Genomic DNA, 20,419 nt, shown 5'->3' on the forward strand with positions numbered 1-20,419 from the left:
GGTCGGGCACGTCCGTCTCGGTGCCGTCCGCCTCGATGCGCTTCACGCAGACGTCCAGGCAGGCCACGGCCTCGGAGATGACACGGATCGCGGAGCCCACAGCCGGGACCTTGAGCGCCGCCTCAGCCGTCACGGGGACGGCGGACACCGTCGAGGGCACGATGCCGAATAGCGCATAGAAGTCGTCGCTCGGCTGAGCGAGACCTTTGACCTCAGGCACGGACTGGCGTCGGAAGGGCCACATGGTCCGCCCATCATCGCGCGCGCGAGGCGGACGGGTAGCTAGCAGGACCTAGCAGAACGTTGATTTGCGGCGGTTTTGGGGGCTCTGGCCTGCCTACTCGTGGCCGAGTAGGTGCTCCAAGCGAGCCACATGCGCCTTCTGGGACTCCTCAAGCTCAGTCAGAACCTGCCGCGCAATTAGGGCGGCCCCGCTTCTTGGCCGCAGTCGGCTCAAGAGCTCGCGCTGACGAGCGATCTGTACGACGCCCTCGCGGATCTGCCGCCGGGTCGTTTGGAGCTCGGTCTCGTCAGGGTCGCTCACTTGGGGTCTCCTATGCGCTTCCCTCGGCGTCCAGCCTAGACAGCATCGAACCCTATCATCTCGGCTATGACAGTAGCCCCCTCCCGCACCTTCATGAAGCCGCTGTTGTCGACCCCAATCACGTATAGCTTGGTGAATGCCCCCTCTTCAAAGAAGCAGGAAACATGGGAAGGGTTGATGTAGACCCGCGCCCCGTTTGTGGCCAATGTCAGCGCCAAGACTCGCGTCATGTCATCCCCTATGCTTTCGTCCAAGCTCTTAGGTCACGCGGCGGCGACATGATAGGCACGCCGGGCCTGACTCCATCGATCGCCTCCGGCAGCTTTTCCCAATTCGGGCAAATCTCGCGCGCGCTACCCCCGCCGGTCCCCGCCCCCCAGGCGAAAGTCCTCGCCCACCCCCCGGTCCGGGCTAGGTCGTTGGGTTCAGTGGCACGCCAATCTCGGCCGGCTGCTCCTCGGGAGACACGCCTATGCCCGTCATCCGCTCTATCCCCACGCGCGAGTTCGACGCGTCCAGCTGGTACGCCGTCATTGTGGGCCAGCACATGGACACCGCCACTGTCGGGAAGATCTGGATCCACAAGAACGGCAGCATGCTGTTCGGCGACCTGCTGCGCCGTCCTGGCGCGGGCCGCAGTCCCATTGGCGAGGCGATCACCGCATTCGGGTTGACCAAGGTGCGCCAGTTTCCGTCGACGGAGGTGTTCGCTGCGAAAGCCTACGCCGCCCGGCTCAGGATCGCCCTTGAGCCGGGCGACGACTAGCGGCAGTTACCCCGCCTTCGACCTGAGCCACGCGTTCAGCTCGGACCGCACCGCGAAGTATCGCCCGGCGGGCTGGTAGATGGGCACGCCTGGCTTGCGGGCCAGACGGCGGGTGGTGTCCACCGAGAGGCCCAGGGCCTGCGCGATGGCTCGGAGGCCCCAGAGCTTGTCTGCGCCGGTGGAGAGGGCGTCGAAGGGTGTGGTGCTGGTCAAGTCCATGCTCGTCTCGATTCACTGCCTCGGGCGACGGGTGCTCTAGCGGCGCCCTGTCGCGGGGTCGTTCTGGGTCGGGGACAACGGGGACACCCCTATAAGGGGGGTGTCCCTTTTGTCCCCTCCGATGGACATTGGGGACAGTCCCCTTTGTCCCTTTTGTCCCCTCCCTAGCCATGGCCGTCGGCCCTCCATGCGTAGGAGCCGAACTGGCGCACATGGCCGTCCTCAATGAGCTTCTCCTTGGCGCGCTGGAATGCCTTCTTAAGAGCCTCTGGGTCCTCGCTGCTACTGAGGCCGTGCTCCCCACACATGCGCTTCCAGTCCTCAAGAGACACGACAGACGACGGGTAGTTGGGACCCTGCATGGTCCGACCGTGGTCTGCCAGCGCCTCTGACAGGGCCTGCAGGGCGGTCGCTGCCTTGCCAGACACTCGCTTGTGCTGGCTCACCTCTACGTCCCCGGAAAGGCGCGGGAAGAGCGTGGTGCTGCCGTTGGGCAGGGTCGTCTCATCGAGACGAAAGCCCCAACGGCCCTCGCTATCTGCGTCCTTGTGCCGGTCGACCGTGAGAACGGTAGTGCGGCTGTCTTTGTCCCCCTCGGCTTTGAGGCGGGTGTCGAAGCTGCCCCAGAAGTGGGTGTGCATCCGGGCGCGGGTGTCGTCCGCCCAACCTGTGTGGGCCACCACGAGGACGGCGCAACCGACCTCGCGCAGGATCCGATTGACGTGCCGTACCCAGAGGCGGGCCGTTTCATCGGAGGTCTCGGGGCCGTTCATGGACGCCCCGAAGATGTCGATCACGATCAGGCGGAAGGCTCCGGCAGGATCGGTCCAGTTCCGATCTCCCGCCCGGAGTGCCCGCTCGATGGCGCAGGTCGACAGGAGGGCCTCAATGTCCTGCGGACTGTCGAGCGCGATCTCCTGAGGGTACAGGCGCACCTGACGCCGCTCCTCGAGCGGGATGTCGTGCGCTTCCATCCATCCGGGGATGCGCTGGCGTCCGACGCCGCGTGAACCCTCGGTGGCCACGTAGAGGACCGGACCCGGCCCTTGAACGCTCTTGCCATGCCAGCTCCGCCCCGTCGCAACGGAGCAGGTGATGTCGATGGCGAGGAACGACTTGAAGCTGTTCGACTTGCCGAAGAGGAGGGCGGATGTGCCCTCCACCAGAAGGCCGTCCACCAGCCACTCGGCCTCGGGCATCGAGGCCATCTCGTCGTAAGACAGGAGGCGAAGCGGTGCCTCCGGTGCAGGCTCTGTGTCAGGGCTCCAGCGTGGAGCCTCGTCACAGATCGCCAGGAGTGCCTCTTCATCTCCACCAGCGTTGAGCCAGTCGGAGACATCGCCCTTCTCCGGCAAGCCCGGGAGAGGCACCACCCGGATCTCGCGTGCGATGCCGTGTAGGTGGCCTGCCACCTCGCGCGCGTGCTTACGGCCCGTCTCGTCGTTGTCGGGCAGGATGTAGACGATCCGGTCGGCGAACCACTTGCCGAGGTCGGCCGTCCACTTGCCCGCGCCCTCGGCCGCCGTCGTAGCAACCAGACCGAGCTTGTGCAGGTTGTCTGCGTCCTTTTCGCCCTCGACGATCAGGACCGGCGCATGGTGCTTCGTGAGGATGTCGAGCAGCCTGTAAGGCACCTTCGGGCCTTTGGGCTTGCCCCATTCCCAGGTCGAGCCGTTCCAGCGCTGCTGGCGGAAATCCTTCTTGCCGTCGGGCCCAGGAGCGAAGCGGATCACCTTGAGGTAGGGCGTGCCGTCCTCAAGCGAGTAGGTGTATTCCGCGACCTTGACCTTCTGGCCCGAGCGGCCGCTGTGCTGACACTCTGGCTTGGGCTTCGGCTCCCACCGGGGCAGACCCAGCTTCTCCTTCACGTAGTCGCGGCAGTCCTTCCAGTCGTCGCCGGCGTGGCTGTAGACCGTGAAGCCGTCCGGGCCCTTGGACGTCAGCTTGACCGAGAGGCTGCGGTCCTTGGGGCTGTGCCCGGGCCCAGGCGCCAGGATGCTGTTGGGGCCCGCCACGTCGCCGCCCAGGGCTTCCGCCATGCTGCGGAGGTTGAGGGAGGACTGGTGCATGGTCATGCTGCGCCACCCTTGAGCCGGGCGTAGATCGCGCGCAGCCACTCCGCCTGCTTCGGCGTGGGCTCTCCGCCCAACACGAGGCGGCGGCTCATGTCGGCCACGAACTTCGCCTCAGTGAGGCTGAGGCGGCCCGTACCGTTGAACCGGCACCAGTTGGCAAGGTCGCCCCAGCTCTCGGTCTCCGAGCGCCAACGGGGCCGTTCCGGAGGAGGCAGGGCGGGTGCCAGGGCCGAGGTGACGTCGTGCCAGTCGAAACCAGCGTCGCGGAGCGTCCGGTCGATGGCGCGGACGGTCGCGACCACCTCGCCGTCGGCGTTCGAGGCGAGGCGCGGGACCAGCTTGGCGAGCCTGGGCAGGATCGGGGAGAGGTCGGTCAACCCGGGCCCTCCTCGCAGGCGCCAGCCAGGGCTGCCGTAAGCATCCCGCTGAAGCGGTCCTCCTCCTCCTGCATCCGCACGAGACGCTCGAACTCGGCGTCAGAGAGCGCGCGGATGGCCCGCAGCCAAGCCGCGTCCCGGCGAGCCCCGCAGGTGCTCAGGATCTCCTCGGCGCTCATGACAGCACCTCCTGTAGGGAGCCGGAGCCCAGGCCCTCAGTGGTCTCGGAGCGGTTGGTCAGACCGCGCTTTTCGACAATGATGTCAATGGGTGCATCTGACAGGGTAGGACAAGCCAAGTTGTTGCTGGCTTTGAGAAGTTTAAAAACCTCCCGGCCTACTTTCCGCCCCCATCGCCGCTATGTTCCCCGCTTTACGGTGGGAGGACCGGGATGGCCGGACAGGTGCCGGGGCGCGGCTACCTGCGCGACCGCGACGACGAGGATTCGGCCGAGGTCAGCTTCGTGGAGCTGTTCTTCGACCTCGTCTTCGTCTTCGCGGTGACGCAGCTCGCGGCCTATCTGGGCGAGCACTTCACGCCGGAGGGGCTCCTGCGGGCCTGGGTGCTGTTCCTGATGCTCTGGTGGCTCTGGATCAACACCTCCTGGGCGACGAACCGGCTCGACCACGACCGCGGCGTCGTGCGGGGAATCATCTTCGCGATGATGGCGGCGGGGCTCATGGTCTCGGTCTCGATCCCGATGGCCTTCGAATCGCGCGGGCTCGCGGTGGCGATCGCCTACGTGGCGATGCAGCTCGGCCGCTCGCTGTTCATGGTCTGGGCCCTGCGCCGCCATGGGGAGGAGAGGCAGAGCCGGACGTTCCTGCGCGTGGCCCTCTGGTTCGCCATCTCCGGGGCGCTCTGGATCGGCGGCGGGCTGGCCGAAGGGGATGCGCGGGTGCTGCTCTGGGCACTCGCGCTCGTGGTGGACCTCGTCGTGCCCTGGCTCGGCTTCCGCCTGCCGGGCCTCGGCGCCTCCTCGGCCAGCGAGTGGGACGTGGAGGGCGAGCACCTGGCCGAGCGCTGCGGGCTCTTCATCATCCTTGCGCTGGGCGAGACGCTGCTGGTGACGGGCGCGCGGATGGAGACGCTGGAGTGGAGCGCCGTCACGCTCGCGGCCTTCGGGGTCTCGCTTCTGGGGACGCTGGCCATGTGGTGGATCTACTTCGACGTGGGCGTCCACCACGGGAGCAAGGCCATCGGACGCACCGACGATCCGGGGCGCCTCGCCCGGTTCGCCTATACCTACGTCCACCTGCCCATCGTCGCCGGGATCGTGGGCGCGGCCGTGGGGGACAAGTTCCTGCTGGCCCATCCGGGCGAGCCCGCGACGCCGAAGGAGGCGCTGGTGATCCTCGGCGGTCCCGCGCTGTTCCTGCTGGGCAACTACCTCTTCAAGAACGCGACGAGCCGACGCTGGCCCCTGTCGCACGTCGTCGGGCTCGCGCTCCTGGGGGCGGCGACGCTCGCCCTCTCGATGCTGACGATCCTGGGACTGGCCGCGACGGCCGTCGTGATCCTAGTGCTCGTGGCGATCCTGGAGAGGATCCTGCTCCGCTCCCGCGCGGCGGCGCGGTCGGGGGTCAACTGACGGCCCGACCGCGCGCAAGGCTCACATCCCCTTGAGGTCCTCGGGCAGGAGCTCCTCGGGCCAGTTCTGGAAGCTCACGGGGCGCAGCCAGCGGCGGATCGAGAGCGTCCCCACCGAGGTCGCGCCGAAGTTCGTGGAGGCCGGGTAGGGCCCGCCATGGACCATGGCGTCGGTCACCTCGACGCCGGTCGGGAAGCCGTTGGCGAGGAGGCGTCCGGCCTTGCGCTCCAGGATCGGGGTCAGCCGCCGGGCGAGGGCATGGTCGCCCCCGTCGAGCTGGAGCGTGGCGGTGAGCTGGCCCTCCATGGCCTCGGCCACGGCGACCATCTGGTCCTCGCCCGTGACGCGGACGAGGAGGCCCAGCGGCCCGAAGACCTCGTGCGCGAGGTCGGGCTGGCTCAGGAAATGCTCGCCCGAGACCTCGTAGAGGAAGGGCGTGGCGTTGCGGCCCGAGGGCTCGGTGGCGTGGAGCGCGCGCACCCCCTGCCCCGCGCCGACCCGCTGGGAGCCCTCGCGGTAGGCGCTCGCGATGCCATCGGTCAGCATGGTCTGAGGCCCGACCGCCGCGAGGCCGTCGGCGGCATGGCGGGCGAAGGCGTCGGTCGGCTCTCCGTCGATGGCGACCGCGATGCCGGGGTTGGTGCAGAACTGCCCCGCGCCCATGGTCAGCGAGCCGACCCACCCCGTCGCGATCTGGTTACCGCGCGCCCTCAGGGCCTCGGGCAGGACGAACATCGGGTTCACCGATCCGAGCTCGCCGAAGAAGGGGATCGGCTCGGGCCGGCGAGCGCAGAGGTCGAAGAGCGCGCGGCCGCCCGTGAGGGAGCCGGTGAAGCCCACGGCCTTGATGAGCGGGTGCTGCACCAGCGCCTCGCCGGTCCTGCGGTCGCCGCCCTGGATCAGGGAGAACACGCCGAGCGGCAGGTCGAGTGCCTCGATGGCGGCGAGGATGGCCTCGGCCACGACCTCGCCCGTGCCGGGATGCGCGGAGTGGCCCTTGACGACCACCGGGCAGCCGGCGGCCAGCGCCGAGGCGGTGTCGCCTCCCGCCACCGAGAAGGCGAGCGGGAAGTTCGAGGCTCCGAACACCGCGACCGGGCCGATGGGGAGCTGTATCAGCTTGAGGTCCGGGCGCGGCAGCGGCTGGCGGTCGGGCAGCGCCGCGTCATGGCGACGGTCGAGATGGTCGCCCTTGCGGATGTGGGACGCGAAGAGCCGGAGCTGGCCCGTGGTGCGGCCGCGCTCGCCCTCCATGCGGGCCTTGGGAAGGCCGGTCTCGAGGTGGCCCACCTCGGTGATCGCCGGGCCTCGCGCGTCGATCTCCTCGGCGATGCGCTCTAGGAACGCCGCCCGCTCCTCGCGCGTCAGCGCCGAATAGATGGGGAACGCCGCCTCGGCCTCGCGAACGGCGCGGTCGACCAGCGCGGGCGAGCCGACGGCGAACTCGCGCCCCTCGCCCGTCCAGGGGGAGGAGCGGAAGGTCCCCTCGCCCGACACCCATTCCCCCGCGATCAGGTGGCGCCCCTGCGCCGGTCCCACATATCCGCCGTCCGCCATAACCTTGGCCCTCCGTGTTGCGGCGGGCAATCTGGGGTGTCGGGGCGCCGAAGTCCACAGGCCTCGGCTGCCGGTTCCGCAGACCCGCCTTGCCGCGCTGTCAATCCGGCCCATGGCGGCCTCCGTCTCCGGTCGACGGATTTACAGGAATTGACGGGATCGGAGACCTGCCTGTCAACTTCGTGACAAGATTGCGTCACGATGGAAACCCGTGGCCCCCTTGCGGCTGGCGACGCGGTAGACCCAGACTGGGACGGAGAGCGGGACGACGAGTGCCGCTGATTGGCCCGGGACCGCGACAGCGGACCGGGTGGGAGGAGGACAAGAGATGCTCGACCAGCAGCCCATTCCGGCGTCCGCAGGGACCGGCGCCACCGACGCGGCCACCTACGAGAAGACCTACGCGGCCTCGTTGGCCGACCCGGACGCCTTCTGGCGCGAGAAGAGCCGGCGGGTGAACTGGGTCAAGCGCCCGACCAAGATCAAGAACACGTCCTTCGCCCCCGGCAACGTGTCGATCAAGTGGTTCGAGGACGGCACGCTCAATGTCGCCGCCAACTGCATCGACCGGCACGTCGTCCGCAACGGCAGTCGCACCGCCATCATCTGGGAGCCCGACGACCCCAACGAGCCGGCCCGCCACATCACCTACGCCGAGCTGCTGGAGCAGGTCTGCCGGCTGTCGATCGTGCTCAAGGACCACGGGGTGCAGAAGGGCGACCGCGTCGTCATCTACATGCCGATGATCCCCGAGGCGGCCTATGCGATGCTGGCCTGCGCCCGGATCGGCGCCATCCACTCGGTCGTCTTCGGCGGCTTCTCCCCCGATGCGCTGGCGAACCGGATCAACGACTGCGACGCCAAGGTCGTCATCACGTCCGACTACGCGCCCCGCGGCGGCAAGCGGACGCCCCTCAAGTCGAACACCGACGCCGCCCTCCTCCACGTGCCGCACGACGTCCAGGTGCTGGTGGTCCGCCGCACCCGCGATCAGGTGAGCTGGTACGACCACCGCGACTTCGACCTCCTGGCCGAGATGGAGCAGAAGCCGCCCTACTGCCTCTACGCCGAGATGGGGCCGAGGACCCGCTCTTCATCCTCTACACCTCCGGCTCGACCGGCAAGCCCAAGGGCGTGGTCCACACCACGGCGGGCTACCTCGTCTACGCCGCCTACACGCACGAGGTCTGCTTCGACGTGAAGCCCGGCGACGTGTGGTGGTGCACGGCGGACGTGGGCTGGGTGACGGGGCACAGCTACATCGTCTACGGCCCGCTGGCCAACGGCGCGACCGTGCTGATGTTCGAGGGCATCCCGACCTACCCGGACGCGGGCCGCTTCTGGGACGTGGTGGACAAGCACAAGGTCACGCATTTCCACTCGGCGCCGACCGCGATCCGCTCGCTCATGGCGCAGGGCCCGGAATGGGTGGACAAGCACGACCTGAGCTCGCTCAAGCTGCTCGGCACGGTGGGCGAGCCGATCAACCCCGAGGCCTGGAACTGGTACAGCCAGCACGTCGGCAAGGGAAAGCTGCCGATCATCGACGCCTACTGGCAGACCGAGACCGGCGGCCACCTGATCTGCCCGCTGCCCGGGGCGATCCCGCTCAAGCCCGGCTCGGCGACCAAGCCGTTCTACAGCATCAAGCCGGTGGTTCTCGACGCCTCGACCGGCAAGGTCGAGGAGGAGACCAAGGCCGAGGGCGTGCTCTGCATCGCGGATAGCTGGCCCGGCCAGATGCGGACCGTCTGGGGCGACCACAAGCGCTTCGAGGAGACCTACTTCTCGCAGTATCCGGGGATGTACTTCACCGGCGACGGCTGCCGCCGGGACGAGGACGGCTACTACTGGATCACCGGCCGGGTGGACGACGTGCTCAACGTCTCCGGGCACCGCATGGGCACCGCCGAGATCGAGTCGGCCCTCGTCGCCCATGAATGCGTGGCCGAGGCGGCGGTGGTGGGCTACCCGCACGACATCAAGGGCCAGGGCATCTACGCCTACGTCACCCTGATGAACGGCGTCGAGCCGACCGACAAGCTCCGCAAGGACCTCGAGGCCTGGGTGCGCCAGGAGATCGGGCCCATCGCCAAGCCGGACCTGATCCAGTGGGCCCCCGGCCTGCCCAAGACCCGCTCGGGCAAGATCATGCGCCGCATCCTGCGCAAGATCGCCGAGAACGACTTCGGCGCCCTGGGCGACATCTCCACCCTCGCCGACCCGGGCGTCGTGGAGGACCTGATCCAGAACCGCATGAACCGCGGGAAGGAATGACGACGGCCCCGGCCTGAGCTCTCTCAGGCCGGGGATTTCACCACGACGGACCCCGCCGAGGCCGAGCCCTCCCTTGAGGAGGGGCGGGCGAAGCCATGCCAAGCGGCGCGGGACGCGAATGCCGGCAACGACCGGCCCCAAAGGAGGAGCGCATGGCATCCATCGACTACGGGACGGACGTCAACCGGACCCGTCCCATGACCCGGGAGGAGAAGAAGGTCATCCTGGCCTCCTCGGCGGGCACCATCTTCGAATGGTACGACTTCTACCTCTACGGCTCGCTCGCCGCGATCATCGGCGCGCAGTTCTTCACGCCCTTCCCCGAGGCCACGCGCAACGTCTTCGCGCTCCTGGCCTTCGCGGCGGGATTCATCGTGCGCCCGCTGGGCGCGCTGGTGTTCGGCTCCCTGGGCGACCTCGTCGGTCGGAAGTACACCTTCCTGATGACCGTCTCGATCATGGGCCTGACCACCTTCCTCGTGGGATGCCTGCCGTCCTACTACTCCTGGGGCGTGGCCGCGCCGATCATCCTGATCGGGCTCCGGCTCCTGCAGGGCCTCGCGCTCGGCGGCGAATACGGCGGCGCGGCGGTCTACGTGGCCGAGCACGCGCCCATCGGGCGGCGGGGCTACTACACCTCGTTCATCCAGACGACCGCCACGCTGGGCCTCCTGCTGTCGCTCGTCGTGATCCTGCTCGTCACGGCCTACGTGAACGGCAACTACGAGCCGGTGCAGGCGCTGAACGCGGACGGCACGGCCCAGGTCGCCGCCGACGGCACTCCCGTCATGCTCGAGCCCTTCAAGGCCTGGGGCTGGCGCGTTCCCTTCCTGCTGTCGTCCATCCTGCTGGCGATCTCGCTCTACATCCGCCTCACGATGAACGAATCGCCCGCCTTCAAGAAGATGAAGGAAGAGGGCGCGGCCTCGAAGGCGCCGTTGCGCGAGGCCTTCGGCACCTGGAAGAACGGCAAGTTCGCCCTGATCGCCCTCTTCGGCCTCACCATGGGTCAGGCGGTGGTCTGGTACTCGGGCCAGTTCTACGCGCTGTTCTTCATGCAGAACGTGGTCAAGCTCGACAGCTTCACGGCCAACGTCTTCGTGGCCTGGTCGCTGATCCTGGGCACCGGCTTCTTCCTGTTCTTCGGCGCGCTGTCCGACCGCATCGGCCGCAAGCCGATCATCCTGGCCGGGTGCCTGCTGGCCGCGATCACCTACTTCCCGGTGTTCGAGGCCCTGACCCGCGTCGCCAACCCGGCGCTCCATGCCGCGCAGCAGACCCCGGTCGAGGTGACCGCCGCCGCCGATGACTGCTCGTTCCAGTTCAACCCGGTCGGCACGGCCAAGTTCACGACGTCCTGCGACATCGCCATGTCCCAGCTCGCCAAGGCCTCGGTCAACTACACCACCATCGACGCCGAGTCCGGCTCCCCGGCCTCGATCACGATCGGCGACACGGTGATCCCGTCCTACGACGCGGGCGCGCTGTCGGGCGACGAGCTCGCGGCGGCCAAGACGGCCTTCGAGACGCAGGTCAACGACGCGCTCAAGGCGGCGGGCTACCCGCTGGTGGCGGCCGACAACACGACCATCGCCAAGACGTCGAACTTCTTCGACATCTTCACCGGCCAGAAGCTCGCCATCGTCGCGATCCTGACCTACCTCATCATCCTGGTGACGATGGTCTACGGCCCGATCGCGGCCATGCTCTGCGAGCTGTTCCCGACCCGCATCCGCTACTCGGGGATGTCGCTGCCCTACCACATCGGCAACGGCTGGTTCGGCGGTCTCCTCCCGGCCACGGTCTTCGCGATCTCGGCCCAGCAGGGGAACATCTACGCCGGCCTCTGGTATCCCATCATCATCGCGGCGGCGACCGTGGTGATCGGGGCGATCTTCGTCCCCGGCGGCACGCAGTCGAGGTCGATGTTCACCGACGACCCCGAGCACAAGTTCCACCACTAAGGAACGGCGCGAGGCAGGTTCAGGCGGCCGCCCCCGGAGTCCACTCCGGGGGCGGTTCCCGTTTCAGGGCATGATCCGCAGCACGAGGTGCCGGATCGCCATGACCACCGCGAGCAGCACGAGGTTGGCGACGAGGCCCACCACGATCAGCTCCCACATCGGCTCGGGGGCGCCGCGCTGGGTCGTCAGCGGGATGATGACGGCCACGAAGGCCACGCCCAGCGCCAGCGGCGCCCAGCGGCCCGTGACGCCCTCGGTCCTCAGCATCGTCAGGACCAACCCGACGATGAGCGCGAGGCGGAACGGGTCGAACAGTTGGGCGGTGAAGATCTCTCCGAAGGTCATGGCGCGGCCCCTCCCTGTCTGCGCACGACCAACATAGGAACCGAAGCCGCCCTAGAGGAGTCCCCGCCTTGCGAGGTTCCGCATCAAGGCGCCCGCTCCGAAGGTCCAAGGCGGCGCCTCGGTGGCGAGCCGGACCGTGTTGACGAGGCTGCCGAGCCCCTTTGCCTCGATGGTCACGCGGTCGCCCAGGTGGTGCGTGAACCCCTGCCCCGGCGCGTCACGGTCCTCGACCGGCGCGAAGAGCGTGCCGAGGTAGAGCATGAAGCCGTCCGGATACTGGTGGTGCCGCCCATGCGCCTGCGCCACGAGGTCGAGCGGATCGCGGCTGATCTCGGCCATCGAGGAGCGGCCCTCCATCCGGTAGCCGCCCTCGCCTTCGACGGTCAGGGTCAGCTCCAGCCGCCGCACGTCGTCCATGGTGAACGAGTCATCCAGCAGCCGGACGAAGGGCCCGATGCTGGCCGAGGCGTTGTTGTCCTTGGCCTTGCCGAGGAGCAGCGCCGACCGCCCCTCCACGTCGCGGAGGTTCACGTCGTTGCCGAGCGTCGCGCCCCGGACCTGCCCGCGCGAATCCACCGCCAGCACGACCTCGGGCTCCGGGTTGTTCCAGCGGGAGATGGGATGCAGGCCCACCTCCGCCCCCCAGCCCACGGCCGCCATCGGCGGGCACTTGGTGAAGACCTCGGCGTCCGGCCCGATGCCGACCTCCAGATACTGCGACCAGAGCCCCTCGGCCTGGAGCAGCCGCTTGACCTCGGCCGCGGCCTCCGACCCCGGCACGAGGTCGCGGAGCCTCTCGCCCACGACCGCACCGACGCGACCACGGATCGCCTCGGCGCGGGTGGGGTCGCCGCCCGCGCGCTCCTCGATCACCCGCTCGATCATGGAGCGCGCGAAGGTCACGCCACAGGCCTTCACCGCCTGAAGGTCGCAGGGGGCGAGGAGGCGGGTGGCGTCAGGGGCAACGCTGGTCCCGGCGATCTCGTCGAGGCTCCCCAGTTCCTCGCCCGGAGCGCTGTCCACGACAGCGAGGAGGTCGTCCCGCTCCAGCAGCGCGCTCACCGTCGGCGCGTCGCGCGAGGTGATGTCCACCACGCGCCCCTTCCGCAGCGCGACGACGCAGGGCCCCGCGCCCGCGCGCCAGACGCGCCCAACGAAATGCCCCTCCTCCGGCAGATCGAGTCCCATGCGCCCCCTCCCCTGTTCCCGCGCACCCTGCCAGCGCAGAGGGCCGACCGGAAGGGGCCTACTCGGCGGGCGCACCGTGGTCCGGTGCCTGCGGGAACCAGCGTGCCACGCGACGCCCAAGCGCGTCCATGAAGGTCAGCGCCACCGGCACGACGACCAGCGTCAGCAGCGTCGAGGAGATCAGCCCCCCGATCACCGCGTGGGCCATGGGGGCGTTCTGCCCGCTTCCCTCGTGGAGGTTGAGCGCGAGAGGCAGCATCCCGAAGATCATCGCGAGCGTCGTCATCACGATGGGCCGAAACCGCGTCTGACCCGCCAGCACCAGCGCGTCGTAGAGGTTCGTCCCCTCGCGCACCCTCTGGTTGGCGTTGTCCACGAGGAGGATCGCGTTCTTCACCACCAGCCCCATCAGCATGATGAAGCCGATGGCCGAGAAGATGTTGAGCGTGCTCCCCCCGATCAGGAGGCCCAGCAGCACCCCGATCAGCGCCAGCGGCAGCGACATCATGATCGCGAAGGGCTGGAGGAAGCTGCCGAACTGCGAGGCCAACACGAGGTAGATGAACACGACGGCCAGCCCGAGCGCGACCAGCGCCGATTGCCCGGATTCGGCCAGTTGCTCCGCCTCGCCGCCCTGCGCCACGCGGTAGCCCGGCGGCAGGTCGAGCGCGGCGCTCGCGGCGTTCACCTGTGGAAGCACTTCGCCCAGTGTCTTGCCGGACAGGTTCGCCGTCACCGTCACGGTGCGGGCCTGGTCCTGCCGGTTGATCTCCGACGGCCCGACCGAGGGCGCGAGCTCGGCCACCTGATCGAGGCGGATGAGCTGGCCCCCGGAGGTCGCGATGGGGAGCGAGCCGAGGCTCGCCGCGTCGTCCCGGATCGCCTCGGGGAGCTGCACGTTCAGCGCGTAGTTCCGCCCGTCCGGTGCCGTCCAGTCGCCGACCTCCTGCCCGCCGAGCAGTGTCGAGAGCGAGTCGCCGACCGACGCGAGGCTCACGCCCAGGTCGTTCGCCGCATCGCGGTCGAGCCGCACGGCCAGCGTCGGCTCCACGTCCTGCAGGCTCGTGGCCACGTCCGCGAGGCCGTCGATCCCGCGCAGCCGCTCCGCGAGGTCGTCGGCGATCCCGCCCAGCACCTCGAAGCTGTCCCCCGTCAGCGTGACCTCCACGGGCGAGCCGCTGCCGCCCGGCCCGGCCGAGACGCCCAGCGTCACGTCGATGCCGGGAATGACGGTCAGCGCCTCGCGCACCGGCTCGGTCATGTCCTGCGGCGTGCGGACGCGCTCCTCGGCGGGAACCATCTGGACCTGCACCGTGGCCGTGTTGACCCCGCTCGCGTCCTGGCCCGAGTTGATCGTGGCATAGGTCCGCTCGACCTCCGGGAAGGTCCGCAGCACCGCGTCCACCTGCCGGGCCTTGGCGGCCGTGTGGTCGATCGAGGAGCCGGCCGGGGTTTCCAGCCTCACGCTGAAGGTGCCGTCGTCGGTCGCAGGCGCGAACTCGGCCCCGATCAGCGGGACGAGGAACACGCTGCCGACAAAGCTGAGGAGCGCCACGAGGAGGGTCAGGTAGCGGTGCCGCAGCGAGGCGCGCACCAGCCTCCCGTAGGCCCCTCCCAGCGCCTCGAACATCCGGTCGAAGCGGTCCACGAGGCGCCAGAGCCACCCCTTACGCGCCTGCGGGTCCGCCGCCGGGTCGTACCAGACCGAGGACAGCATCGGGTCCAGCGTGAAGGCCACGAAGAGCGAGATCAGCACCGCGACCGAGACCGTCACCCCGAACTGGAGGAAGAACCGCCCGATGATCCCCCTCCATGAAGGCCACCGGCAGGAACACCGCGACGATGGACAGCGTCGTCGCCAGCACCGCGAGGCCGATCTCGTCCGTCCCCTCCAGCGCCGCGCGGCGGTGCGGCTTGCCCATCCTCAGGTGCCGCACGATGTTCTCGCGCACCACGATGGCGTCGTCGATCAGCAGGCCGATGGCCAATGAAAGCGCCAGCAGCGTCATGATGTTGAGCGTGAAGCCCAGCGCGTAGATCACCGTCATGGTCCCGATGACCGAGATCGGCAGCGTGAGCCCGGTGATGAGCGTCGACCGCCAGGAATTCAGGAACAGGAACACGATCACGGTGGCGAGCGCGGCCCCCTCGATCAGCATGTTCTGGACGCTGTGGTAGCTCTGCTCCACCTCCACGGCGTTATCGCGGATGATGTCGAGATGAACGCCCGGCGGCATGTCCTGGGCGTTCAGCTCCTCCACCGCCGCGCGGACGCCCTGCGCGACCTCCACGGTGTTGGCGCCCTGCTGCTTGACCACGTCCAGCGCCAGCGCCCTCTCCCCGTCGAGGAGCGCGAGCGACGTCGTCTCGCCCTGCCCGCTCTGGATCGTCGCCACGTCGCCCAGGGTGACGGGCAGCGCGCCCTGGTTGCCGATGGGCAGGTCGAGGAAGTCCTCGGCCCGCTTGATCCGCCCCTCGACGGTGACGGTCTGCACGGTGCTGCCGGTGTCGACCTCGCCCGCCGGCTGGTCGCGATTCTCGGCCGCGAGCGCCGCCGTCACCTGCTCCACGCCGATGCCGAAGGCGTTCATGCGGTCGGGATCGAGCAGGATGTCGATCTGCCGGGGCGTCCCGCCCACGACCGAAGCCCGCCCGACCCCCTGGATCGCAAGGAGGCGCGGCGCGATCACGTCCTCGGCCAGCTCCGTCAGGTCCCGCGCCTCCATCTCGCCGCTGAGCGCGAGCGAGACGACGGGCAGCTCGGCGGGGTCGAAGCGCAGGATCGTCGGGTCCTCGGCCCCGTCGGGCAGGCGCGCCTCGACGGCGGCCATCTTGTCGCGCACGTCCTGCGCGGCGGTGGCCGACTGCACCTCCAGGTCGAAGAACATCACGACGAGCGCCGAGCCCGTGCGCGCCGTGGACTGCACCTCGTCGATGCCGGCGATGGTGCTGACCGCCTCCTCGATGGGCTCGATGACATCCGCTTCCACGGCCTCGGGGCTCGCGCCGGGGTAGGAGACCACAGCCGCCACGACCGGGAAGTCCACGTCGGGGAACTGCTCGATGGGCAGGCGCGCGAAGCTCGCGAAGCCCAGCACGGTGATGGCGATCATCACCATGGCCGCGAAGACCGGCTGGCCCACGCTGATCCGGGTCAGCCACATCTCAGAAGTCCACCAGCTCGACCGGCTCGCCCGCCTCGAGGTCGGGCAGGTCGGCCGTCACGACCCGAGCCCCCGCCTCCAGCCCCTCGACCTGCACGAGGCCGCCGGGCCATTCCTTTCCCAAGGTCACGTCCCGGCGGGCCAGCGCGCCGTCCTCGACCACGAGCACATGGTCGCCCCCATCCTCGCGGATCGCGCCGCGCGGCAGGGCGAGGGCGTCCCGCGCCTCGGCCGTGACGATCTCGCCCGAGGCGAACATCCCCCCGAGGAGCGTCCCGTCGGCGTTGTCGACCCCGACATAGACGGTGAGGGTCCGCGTCCCCTCCTCGGCGACCGGCGCGATCCGCTGCACCGTACCCGAGAAGGTCCGGCCGTCCACGCCGTTCACCTCAAGCTCCACCTCCTGCCCCGCCGCCAGGGCGGCGCCCGCCGAGACCGGGGTCGAGCCCACCATCTCCATCTGCCTAAGGTCCACGATCGTGAGGAGCGGCGTCCCCGCCGCGACGACCGCGCCGGGGTCGATGGAGCGCGAGGCCACGACGCCGTCGAAGGGCGCCCGCACCGTCGCCCGATTCAGCGACAGTTCCGCCGCCGCGATCTGGTCCTCCTGCGCCGAAAGGTTCGCCCGCAGGGCCTCGGCGTTGGTCTGGAGCTCGGCCACCGTGTTCTCGGCCGCGACTCCCCGCTCCACGAGCTGCTGCTGGCGTTCGAGCTGCCTCTCGGCCAGCGAGAGCTGCGAGCGCGTCGCCTCGGCGTTGCTGCGGGCGAGGTTGAGGTCGAGCGTCAGCCGCTCCACGTCCACCTGCACGAGGACCTGCCCCGCCGCCACGCTGTCGCCGGGCCGCACCGTCACCGCCTCGACCTGCCCCGCCGCCTCGGCCGAGAGGTCGGAGCGGCGCGAGGGCCGCAGGGGCCCGATCACCTTGACGACCCGTCGCAGCGTCGTGGGCTCCAGCACGGTCAGCTCGTCCGCGTTGATCTGGGTGAGGCGCGGCGCCTCGGGCCCGGCCGCGACGGCGGCCTGCTCCGGCGCGGGGGCGAGGGCGGCGAGCCGGTCGCGGAACGCGAAGGCCGCCATGCCGACGAGGACCAGAAGCACGAGGACGACCCAAGGCCAGCGACGCCGGCGCGGGGGAAGGCCCTGCCGCGCGCGGTCGGCTGCCCGGCGCTCGCGTCGGGACAGGGCCCATTCGGGCTTGCCGGTCAGCGGGTCCACGCCCGTGGTCTCGGGGATATCCTTGGCCATTCCTGCCGCTCACTCACGCGGCACCATGCACCGCCGCCCCCAAGCGTGGGGTCGCGAGCGCCCTGAATCAAGGCGCCCGGCGAAGACTTGCGCGCGACGATCCCGGGTCCTACTCCGCCGCGAGGGGCGCCTGCACCGGACGGCCCGTGTCGTCGAAGCGGTAGAGCATCCCCGGCCGGGGCTGGAGCGAGATCGTCGCCCCCTCCGGGATCGTCACCTTGCCGGGCTGGCGCACGATGATCGGCTCCTTGGCGCCGATGTCCACGAAGAGGTAGTTGTCGCTCCCCAGGTCCTCGGCGTGGACGACGGTCCCGGTCCACATCCCCGCGCCCTGCGGCACGATGTCGATGTGCTCGGACCGCACGCCCAGCGTGCTGCACCCCTGAGCGGCCGCGAACTCGCCCTCAAGGAAGTTCATCTTGGGGCTGCCGATGAAGCCCGCGACGAAGATGTTGTCCGGCCGCTCGTAGAGCTCGGTCGGCGTGCCCACCTGCTCCACCCGCCCGTCGCGCAGCACGCAGATGCGGTCGGCGAGCGTCATGGCCTCCACCTGGTCGTGCGTCACGTAGATCATCGTCACGTCGCGCATGTCGTGGTGGAGCTTGGCGATCTCGAGCCGCGTCGCCACCCGCAAGGCCGCGTCCAGGTTCGAGAGCGGCTCGTCGAACAGGAACACGCGCGGGTCCCGCGTGATCGCCCGCCCGATGGCCACCCGCTGCCGCTGCCCGCCCGAGAGCTGCTTGGGCAGGCGGTCGAGAAGGTGGTCGATCTGCAGGAGCTTGGCGGACTGGCGGACGCGCTGGTCCAGCTCGCCCTTGCCCGCGCCGCCGAGCTTCATGCCAAAGGCCATGTTCTCGTAGACGTTCATGTGCGGGTAGAGCGCGTAGCTCTGGAACACCATGGCGATGCCGCGCTTCGAGGGGATGACGTTGTTCACCCTCTCCCCGTCGAAGTAGAGGTCGCCGGTCGAGATGCTCTCCAGCCCCGAGATGAGCCGCAGCAGCGTGGACTTCCCGCAGCCCGAGGGGCCGACGAAGACCATGAACTCGCCACGCCGGATCTCGAGGTCGATGCCCTTGATGACGGTGACGGAGCCGTAGGACTTGGTGACGTTGCGAAGCTGGATGTTGGCCATGGCTTACCCCTTGACGCCGCCGGCGGTCAGGCCCGCCACGATCTTGCGCTGGAAGACGAGGACGAGGACGATCAGCGGCACGGTCACGATGACCGAGGCCGCCATGATCGGACCCCAGGGGATCTCCTGCTCGGAGGCCCCGGAGAGGAGCGCGATGGCGACCGGCACCGTCCGCTTGGTCTCGTCCACGGTGAAGGTGAGGGCGAAGAGGAACTCGTTCCACGCGCCGATGAAGGCGAGGAGGCCGGTCGTCACCAGCGCCGGCCACAGGAGCGGCAGGAAGACCTTGCTGATGATGACCCAGGGCGTCGCGCCGTCCACGATGGCCGCTTCCTCGATCTCCACGGGGAGGTCGCGCATGAAGGTGGTCAGCACCCAGACCGTGAAGGGCAGCGTGAAGATCGTGTAGCTCAGGATCAGCGCCCAGGGCGTGTTGTAGATGCCGAGCCAGTTGATGAGCTCGAAGAGGCCCGAGAGCACGGCGATCTGCGGGAACATCGACACCGCGAGGATTGTCATCAGCAGGAGCCCCCGCCCCCGGAACCGCACCCGCGCCAGGGCGTAGGAGGCGGTGACCGCCAGGAACAGGGCGAAGATCACCGTCGTGGCGGCGATGAAGACCGAGTTGAGGACGCTGCGGACGAAGCTGCGGCCTCCCAGCACCGACTCGTAGTTCCGCAGGTCGAAGCTCTCGGGCAGGTAGTTCACCCGGAAGATCGCGGTCCCGGTCTCGAGGCTCGTGAGGATCGCGTAGTAGAAGGGGAAGATCGCGATCAGGCAGATCAGCACGACGACCAGCCAGAACATGATGTTCCAGAACAGTCCCGCCCCGGTCCGGTCCTCGCCCCGGTCGGCGCTCGACAGGACCGCGTAGTAGAACGGGAAGACCACGAGCGACGTGACCGCCAGGAAGGCCGCGAAGTAGGCGAGGTTCAGGAGGAGGCTGCCGGCGAACTCGATCATTTGCTGCGCTCCCCGCTCAGGTCCACTCGGCCCAGCCAGATGTAGAGGAGGACGAAGACGGCGATGATGAGGAACAGCAGCGTGGACTGCGCCGACCCCTCGCCGTAGTCGCCGAACTGCTGGAGGTTCAGGTAGCTGATGACGGACATGGTGACGGTTCCCTCGGACCTCGGCGTCAGCACGTAGATCAGGTCGAAGATCCGGAGCGCGTCCAGCACCCGGAAGATCACCGCCACCATGAGCGCGGGCTTGAGGAGCGGCAGCGTCAGGCGGAAGAAGACCTTGACAGGGTGGATGCCATCGATCCGCGCGGCCTCGTACATGTCGCGCGGGATCATCTGGAGCCCGGCCAGCATGAGGAGCGCCATGAAGGGCGTCGTCTTCCACACGTCCACGATCAGCACCGCGATCATCGCGGTGTCGGGCCGCGCGGTCCAGGCGATCGGCGTGTCGATGATGTTGAGGGCCATCAGGGCGTTGTTGATGATCCCGAACTGGTCGTTGAGCATCCAGCCCCACATCTTCGCCGAGACGATGGTCGGGATCGCCCAGGGGATCAGGATGGCGGCCCGCACGAAGCCGCGGCCCTTGAACTCGGCATTGAGCACGAGGGCCACGAGCAGTCCGAGGATCGTCTCGAGAGAGACCGAGATCAGCGAGAAGCGGACCGTGTTCCAGACCGCGTTCCACCAGTCCGGGTCGGCCAGGACGCCGCGCCATCGGACCTCGCCGTTGTCGCGCACGCGCCAGGTCAGGTAGTTCTCGAAGCCGACCCATTCGGACTGGCCATTGAAGATCGTGTCCGACGTCGCGTCCGTGAACGAGAACATGATCGAGCGGAACAGCGGCCAGGCGGCCACGATGACCAGCATGACGAGCATGGGCGCCAGGAACCAGAAGGCCGCGCGCGCCCGCTGCTGCTGGAGGCTCACCTCCTTGCCGCTGGCCCTTGCGCCCGGTGCGGTGGTGACGGTCGTCGTCATGGCGGCGTTCCTCCCTCGGGGCCGG

At 69.0% G+C, this 20,419-nt stretch carries 17 protein-coding genes and 2 pseudogenes; 4 read left to right on the forward strand and 15 right to left on the reverse strand.

All coding sequences use genetic code 11. From position 1 onward, the window contains the following. Positions 1 to 220 (reverse strand): annotated as a pseudogene (locus RUMESO_RS15960) (phage portal protein); the annotation flags it as partial. A 359-nt stretch (positions 221 to 579) separates the two neighbouring features. Continuing rightward, positions 580 to 774, reverse strand: a complete 195-nt coding sequence (locus RUMESO_RS15970) for a hypothetical protein (protein WP_037281555.1) — start codon at positions 772 to 774, stop codon at positions 580 to 582. Positions 775 to 1,016: 242 nt separating this feature from the next. Here RUMESO_RS15970 and RUMESO_RS15975 point away from each other — a divergent pair, with 242 nt between their 5' ends. Beyond that, positions 1,017 to 1,310, forward strand: a complete 294-nt coding sequence (locus tag RUMESO_RS15975) for a hypothetical protein (RefSeq protein WP_037281556.1) — start codon at positions 1,017 to 1,019, stop codon at positions 1,308 to 1,310. Between the two features lie 6 nt (positions 1,311 to 1,316). Here the strand turns inward: RUMESO_RS15975 and RUMESO_RS15980 are convergent, their stop codons facing one another. The 4 genes from RUMESO_RS15980 to RUMESO_RS15995 all read right to left on the reverse strand — a co-directional run bounded on the left by RUMESO_RS15980 (position 1,317) and on the right by RUMESO_RS15995 (position 4,160). After that, complete coding sequence (locus RUMESO_RS15980; protein ID WP_037281557.1) at positions 1,317 to 1,529, reverse strand: MerR family transcriptional regulator; 213 nt, start codon at positions 1,527 to 1,529, stop codon at positions 1,317 to 1,319. 164 nt (positions 1,530 to 1,693) lie between these two features. Further along, positions 1,694 to 3,604 carry an AAA family ATPase gene (locus RUMESO_RS15985; protein ID WP_037281558.1) on the reverse strand — a complete coding sequence of 637 codons (1,911 nt, stop codon included), beginning with the start codon at positions 3,602 to 3,604 and terminating at the stop codon, positions 1,694 to 1,696. Continuing rightward, positions 3,601 to 3,981 (reverse strand): hypothetical protein, encoded by a 381-nt coding sequence (locus RUMESO_RS15990; protein WP_037281559.1) that lies wholly within the window; start codon positions 3,979 to 3,981, stop codon positions 3,601 to 3,603. The genes RUMESO_RS15985 and RUMESO_RS15990 overlap by 4 nt, the downstream gene beginning before the upstream one ends. Continuing rightward, entirely contained in the window at positions 3,978 to 4,160 is a 183-nt protein-coding gene (locus RUMESO_RS15995) for a hypothetical protein (protein WP_037281560.1), read from the reverse strand. Before RUMESO_RS15995 ends, RUMESO_RS15990 begins: the two co-directional genes overlap by 4 nt. A gap of 212 nt (positions 4,161 to 4,372) precedes the next feature. Between RUMESO_RS15995 and RUMESO_RS16000 the strand changes: the two genes are divergently transcribed. Beyond that, on the forward strand, positions 4,373 to 5,572 hold the full coding sequence (locus tag RUMESO_RS16000; protein ID WP_037281561.1) for a low temperature requirement protein A: 1,200 nt from the start codon (positions 4,373 to 4,375) through the stop codon (positions 5,570 to 5,572). A gap of 21 nt (positions 5,573 to 5,593) precedes the next feature. Here the strand turns inward: RUMESO_RS16000 and RUMESO_RS16005 are convergent, their stop codons facing one another. Continuing rightward, positions 5,594 to 7,129 (reverse strand): aldehyde dehydrogenase (NADP(+)), encoded by a 1,536-nt coding sequence (locus RUMESO_RS16005; protein WP_037281562.1) that lies wholly within the window; start codon positions 7,127 to 7,129, stop codon positions 5,594 to 5,596. A gap of 328 nt (positions 7,130 to 7,457) precedes the next feature. Between RUMESO_RS16005 and acs the strand changes: the two are divergent. Continuing rightward, a pseudogene (gene acs, locus RUMESO_RS16010) lies at positions 7,458 to 9,406 on the forward strand (acetate--CoA ligase). A 152-nt stretch (positions 9,407 to 9,558) separates the two neighbouring features. Further along, complete coding sequence (locus RUMESO_RS16015; RefSeq protein ID WP_211262902.1) at positions 9,559 to 11,370, forward strand: MFS transporter; 1,812 nt, start codon at positions 9,559 to 9,561, stop codon at positions 11,368 to 11,370. Positions 11,371 to 11,433: 63 nt separating this feature from the next. On the opposite strand, the gene RUMESO_RS16020 is transcribed toward RUMESO_RS16015, so the two are convergent. The 8 genes from RUMESO_RS16020 to RUMESO_RS16050 form a co-directional block, all read right to left on the reverse strand. Next, complete coding sequence (locus RUMESO_RS16020; protein ID WP_037281563.1) at positions 11,434 to 11,715, reverse strand: hypothetical protein; 282 nt, start codon at positions 11,713 to 11,715, stop codon at positions 11,434 to 11,436. A gap of 51 nt (positions 11,716 to 11,766) precedes the next feature. Beyond that, on the reverse strand, positions 11,767 to 12,903 hold the full coding sequence (locus tag RUMESO_RS16025) for a fumarylacetoacetate hydrolase family protein (RefSeq protein ID WP_037281564.1): 1,137 nt from the start codon (positions 12,901 to 12,903) through the stop codon (positions 11,767 to 11,769). 58 nt (positions 12,904 to 12,961) lie between these two features. After that, positions 12,962 to 14,677 carry an efflux RND transporter permease subunit gene (locus RUMESO_RS27325; RefSeq protein ID WP_245639303.1) on the reverse strand — a complete coding sequence of 572 codons (1,716 nt, stop codon included), beginning with the start codon at positions 14,675 to 14,677 and terminating at the stop codon, positions 12,962 to 12,964. Then, the gene (locus RUMESO_RS27330) at positions 14,571 to 16,067 is read right to left on the reverse strand and encodes an efflux RND transporter permease subunit (protein ID WP_245639304.1); all 1,497 of its coding nucleotides are present in this window, start codon (positions 16,065 to 16,067) and stop codon (positions 14,571 to 14,573) included. Before RUMESO_RS27330 ends, RUMESO_RS27325 begins: the two co-directional genes overlap by 107 nt. A 1-nt stretch (position 16,068) precedes the next feature. Next, the gene (locus RUMESO_RS16035; RefSeq protein ID WP_051521393.1) at positions 16,069 to 17,313 is read right to left on the reverse strand and encodes an efflux RND transporter periplasmic adaptor subunit; all 1,245 of its coding nucleotides are present in this window, start codon (positions 17,311 to 17,313) and stop codon (positions 16,069 to 16,071) included. Positions 17,314 to 17,422: 109 nt separating this feature from the next. Next, positions 17,423 to 18,448 (reverse strand): ABC transporter ATP-binding protein, encoded by a 1,026-nt coding sequence (locus tag RUMESO_RS16040; RefSeq protein WP_037281565.1) that lies wholly within the window; start codon positions 18,446 to 18,448, stop codon positions 17,423 to 17,425. 3 nt (positions 18,449 to 18,451) lie between these two features. Further along, entirely contained in the window at positions 18,452 to 19,411 is a 960-nt protein-coding gene (locus RUMESO_RS16045) for a carbohydrate ABC transporter permease (RefSeq protein WP_245639305.1), read from the reverse strand. Beyond that, positions 19,408 to 20,394: a carbohydrate ABC transporter permease gene (locus RUMESO_RS16050; RefSeq protein WP_037281566.1), complete on the reverse strand. Its 987-nt coding sequence runs from the start codon at positions 20,392 to 20,394 to the stop codon at positions 19,408 to 19,410. The genes RUMESO_RS16045 and RUMESO_RS16050 overlap by 4 nt, the downstream gene beginning before the upstream one ends. Positions 20,395 to 20,419 lie beyond the last annotated feature (25 nt).

It is taken from the genome of Rubellimicrobium mesophilum DSM 19309 (genome assembly GCF_000600335.2).
GTDB lineage: Bacteria > Pseudomonadota > Alphaproteobacteria > Rhodobacterales > Rhodobacteraceae > Rubellimicrobium > Rubellimicrobium mesophilum.

What these genes read in the sequence shown, in the direction of transcription:
- RUMESO_RS15970 (WP_037281555.1), bottom strand. Translation starts at nt 774, where the DNA reads ATGACGCGAGTCTTGGCGCTGACATTGGCCACAAACGGGGCGCGGGTC.
- RUMESO_RS15975 (WP_037281556.1), top strand. Translation starts at nt 1,017, where the DNA reads ATGCCCGTCATCCGCTCTATCCCCACGCGCGAGTTCGACGCGTCCAGC.
- RUMESO_RS15980 (WP_037281557.1), bottom strand. Translation starts at nt 1,529, where the DNA reads ATGGACTTGACCAGCACCACACCCTTCGACGCCCTCTCCACCGGCGCA.
- RUMESO_RS15985 (WP_037281558.1), bottom strand. Translation starts at nt 3,604, where the DNA reads ATGACCATGCACCAGTCCTCCCTCAACCTCCGCAGCATGGCGGAAGCC.
- RUMESO_RS15995 (WP_037281560.1), bottom strand. Translation starts at nt 4,160, where the DNA reads ATGAGCGCCGAGGAGATCCTGAGCACCTGCGGGGCTCGCCGGGACGCG.
- RUMESO_RS16000 (WP_037281561.1), top strand. Translation starts at nt 4,373, where the DNA reads ATGGCCGGACAGGTGCCGGGGCGCGGCTACCTGCGCGACCGCGACGAC.
- RUMESO_RS16005 (WP_037281562.1), bottom strand. Translation starts at nt 7,129, where the DNA reads ATGGCGGACGGCGGATATGTGGGACCGGCGCAGGGGCGCCACCTGATC.
- RUMESO_RS16015 (WP_211262902.1), top strand. Translation starts at nt 9,559, where the DNA reads ATGGCATCCATCGACTACGGGACGGACGTCAACCGGACCCGTCCCATG.
- RUMESO_RS16020 (WP_037281563.1), bottom strand. Translation starts at nt 11,715, where the DNA reads ATGACCTTCGGAGAGATCTTCACCGCCCAACTGTTCGACCCGTTCCGC.
- RUMESO_RS16025 (WP_037281564.1), bottom strand. Translation starts at nt 12,903, where the DNA reads ATGGGACTCGATCTGCCGGAGGAGGGGCATTTCGTTGGGCGCGTCTGG.
- RUMESO_RS27330 (WP_245639304.1), bottom strand. Translation starts at nt 16,067, where the DNA reads ATGTGGCTGACCCGGATCAGCGTGGGCCAGCCGGTCTTCGCGGCCATG.
- RUMESO_RS16035 (WP_051521393.1), bottom strand. Translation starts at nt 17,313, where the DNA reads ATGGCCAAGGATATCCCCGAGACCACGGGCGTGGACCCGCTGACCGGC.
- RUMESO_RS16040 (WP_037281565.1), bottom strand. Translation starts at nt 18,448, where the DNA reads ATGGCCAACATCCAGCTTCGCAACGTCACCAAGTCCTACGGCTCCGTC.
- RUMESO_RS16045 (WP_245639305.1), bottom strand. Translation starts at nt 19,411, where the DNA reads ATGATCGAGTTCGCCGGCAGCCTCCTCCTGAACCTCGCCTACTTCGCG.
- RUMESO_RS16050 (WP_037281566.1), bottom strand. Translation starts at nt 20,394, where the DNA reads ATGACGACGACCGTCACCACCGCACCGGGCGCAAGGGCCAGCGGCAAG.